The 2,934-nt window shown below is 38.5% G+C and carries 4 protein-coding genes, 5 tRNA genes and 1 pseudogene; all 10 read left to right on the plus strand.

All coding sequences use genetic code 11. The features are described from left to right. Positions 1-166: tyrosine-type recombinase/integrase (locus AC6F75_RS09350; RefSeq protein WP_500714745.1), on the plus strand; the 166-nt coding region annotated here is incomplete at its 5' end. A gap of 32 nt (positions 167-198) precedes the next feature. Continuing rightward, complete coding sequence (gene hpf / locus AC6F75_RS09355) at positions 199-501, plus strand: ribosome hibernation-promoting factor, HPF/YfiA family (protein WP_500714742.1); 303 nt, start codon at positions 199-201, stop codon at positions 499-501. 110 nt (positions 502-611) lie between these two features. Further along, positions 612-685, plus strand: a tRNA-Thr gene (locus AC6F75_RS09360). Positions 686-741: 56 nt separating this feature from the next. Continuing rightward, positions 742-823: transfer RNA gene (locus tag AC6F75_RS09365), tRNA-Tyr, on the plus strand. A gap of 129 nt (positions 824-952) precedes the next feature. After that, positions 953-1,025 (plus strand) — tRNA-Gly (locus AC6F75_RS09370). Positions 1,026-1,083: 58 nt separating this feature from the next. Beyond that, positions 1,084-1,155 (plus strand) — tRNA-Thr (locus AC6F75_RS09375). Between the two features lie 56 nt (positions 1,156-1,211). Further along, entirely contained in the window at positions 1,212-2,399 is a 1,188-nt protein-coding gene (tuf, locus tag AC6F75_RS09380) for an elongation factor Tu (RefSeq protein ID WP_500714743.1), read from the plus strand. Positions 2,400-2,514: 115 nt separating this feature from the next. Then, positions 2,515-2,587, plus strand: a tRNA-Trp gene (locus AC6F75_RS09385). Between the two features lie 27 nt (positions 2,588-2,614). Then, positions 2,615-2,803 (plus strand): preprotein translocase subunit SecE, encoded by a 189-nt coding sequence (gene secE, locus AC6F75_RS09390; protein ID WP_500714744.1) that lies wholly within the window; start codon positions 2,615-2,617, stop codon positions 2,801-2,803. A 3-nt stretch (positions 2,804-2,806) separates the two neighbouring features. After that, positions 2,807-2,934: pseudogene (locus AC6F75_RS09395) on the plus strand (transcription termination/antitermination protein NusG); the annotation flags it as partial.

Raw genomic sequence — 2,934 nt, forward strand, 5'->3', positions numbered from 1 at the left:
AAGACACTCATTTGCAACACATCTATTAAATGAAGGAGCAGACCTCAATGCAATTAAAGAGCTTTTGGGTCACGCCTCGTTGGCATCGACACAAGTTTATACAAATAACAGCATAGCTGAATTAAAGAAAGTGTATTCAAAGACACATCCCAGAAATAAAGAGTAAAATAAACAAGTTTTAATTTAAAATTCTAAAATATGAAAGTAAATGTACAAACCCCGGGATTTGATGCAGACATCAAATTAGTCAATTTTATTGAAAAGAAATTAAGCAAACTTGAACAGTTTTATGATAAAATAATTTTTGCAGATGTATTTTTAAAACTTGAAAACACAGCCATTCCCGAGAACAAAATAGTAGAAGTTTTGTTAAGCATACCCGGTGATAATCTAATCGTAAAAAAAGAATGCAAACGCTTTGAAATTGGAATCGATGAATGCGTTCAGGCACTGGAAAGACAACTTAAAAAAAGGAAAGAAAAACAAAGAGCACATCTATAGAGAAATTTTCCAAAAAAAATTTTTTTAAAAACAAAATTTATATACATTTGCAGTCCGTTAGAAATAGCGGACTTTTTTATGCCTAAAAGAGGCATGAAAAAGTTTAAAAAGCCGATGTAGCTCAGCTGGCTAGAGCAGCTGATTTGTAATCAGCAGGTCGTGGGTTCGAGTCCCTCCATCGGCTCTTAATGTTCTGAAAATTAAAGGGTTGCCAGCTATTGAATTGTTGGTTTAAACTTTGGGGAGATACTCAAGCGGCCAACGAGGGCAGACTGTAAATCTGCTGACTATGTCTTCGCAGGTTCGAATCCTGCTCTCCCCACAACATTTCCGCGAAAGCGGAAATCTCGATCTTAAAAACTCCAAATTCCAAATGGAATTAGAAATAAAAGATTGAAACGGTCATTAAAATTTTGGAATTTGGAATTTCTTTTTTGGAAATTCATACAATGCGGGAGTAGCTCAGTTGGTAGAGCGTCAGCCTTCCAAGCTGAATGTCGCCGGTTCGAACCCGGTCTCCCGCTCAAAGAAGCTTCAGGTTTTTTGTTTAAAACTGAAACCTGAAACCTGAAACTCATTCCTGCCGACGTAGCTCAGGGGTAGAGCGTTTCCTTGGTAAGGAAGAGGTCACGGGTTCAATTCCCGTCGTTGGCTCAAAGTTGTAAATACATTAAACACTAATATATAACTAAGATTAAAAATCATTAAACATGGCAAAGGAAAAATTCGATCGTTCCAAACCGCATTTAAATATAGGTACAATTGGACACGTAGATCACGGTAAAACAACTTTAACAGCAGCTATTACTAGAGTATTGGCAGAGGCTGGATTTTCAGAAGCAAAATCTTTCGATCAAATTGATAACGCTCCTGAAGAAAAAGAAAGAGGTATCACAATCAATACCTCACATGTAGAATATTCTACAGCAAATCGTCACTATGCACACGTTGACTGTCCAGGTCACGCTGATTATGTGAAGAACATGGTTACAGGTGCTGCTCAAATGGATGGTGCCATCCTTGTAGTTGCTGCTACAGATGGTCCAATGCCACAAACTCGTGAGCACATCCTCTTAGGACGCCAGGTAGGTATTCCAAGAATTGTTGTATTTATGAACAAAGTTGACTTGGTTGACGATGAAGAACTTTTAGAGCTTGTTGAAATGGAAATCAGGGATCTTTTAAGTTTCTATGAGTATGATGGCGACAACGGTCCTATAATTGCAGGTTCTGCGCTTGGTGCTTTAGAAGGAGATGAAAAATGGTCAAAAACTGTTCTTGAGCTAATGGAAGCAGTTGATAGCTGGATTGAAATGCCACAGCGCGATGTTGACAAGCCTTTCTTAATGCCTATCGAGGATGTATTCTCTATTACAGGTCGTGGTACTGTCGCAACAGGGCGTATCGAAACCGGTGTTGCTAACACCGGAGACCCTGTAGAAATCATTGGTATGGGTGCTGAGAAATTAACTTCAACAATTACTGGAGTCGAAATGTTCCGTAAGATACTTGATAGAGGTGAAGCCGGAGATAACGTTGGTATCCTTTTAAGAGGTATTGAGAAAACTCAAATCTCAAGAGGTATGGTAATTGTTAAGCCGGGGTCTGTAACTCCTCACAAAAAATTCAAAGCTGAGGTATATATCCTTAAGAAGGAAGAAGGTGGTCGTCACACGCCATTCCACAATAACTACCGTCCACAGTTCTATGTAAGAACTACTGACGTAACCGGAAACATTACTCTTCCTGATGGAGTAGAAATGGTAATGCCCGGTGACAACTTAACTATCACTGTTGATTTGATTCAAACAATTGCAATGAATGTAGGTTTACGTTTTGCAATCCGTGAAGGTGGTAGAACAGTTGGTGCAGGTCAGGTAACTGAGATATTAGACTAAATATAGTTTAAAAATGATAGTCTTAAAGGTATCCGCCTCGGGCGGGTGCCTTTAAGCATTTATCAATGGGTTTGGCTAATCCCTTAAAAAATCTGGGAGACCAAAGCTTTTTAATACGGGTTTAGCTCAGTTGGTAGAGCACTGGTCTCCAAAACCAGGTGTCGGGAGTTCGAGTCTCTCAACCCGTGCTAGTAACAAAATAATAACGACAAAGAATGCTGAATTATATTCAAGAATCGTTCAATGAATTAAAAAATCACGTCACCTGGACACCACTGTCTGAGGCGCAACGATTAACAGTACTTGTTGCTGTTTTCTCAATCATCCTATCGCTTGCGATTTGGGGTGTTGATACAATATTTAGTGATATCATTGCTCAATATTTTAAATGGATTAAATCCTAATTTATGACTGAGACAAAAAGCACTAAAAAATGGTATGTAGTTCGTGCAGTTAGCGGACAGGAAAATAAAATTAAAACCTATATTGAGAATGAAGTTACTCGATTAGGTTTACAGGATTCTATTGATCAAAT

The sequence above is a fragment of the Planktosalinus sp. genome (assembly GCF_059864935.1).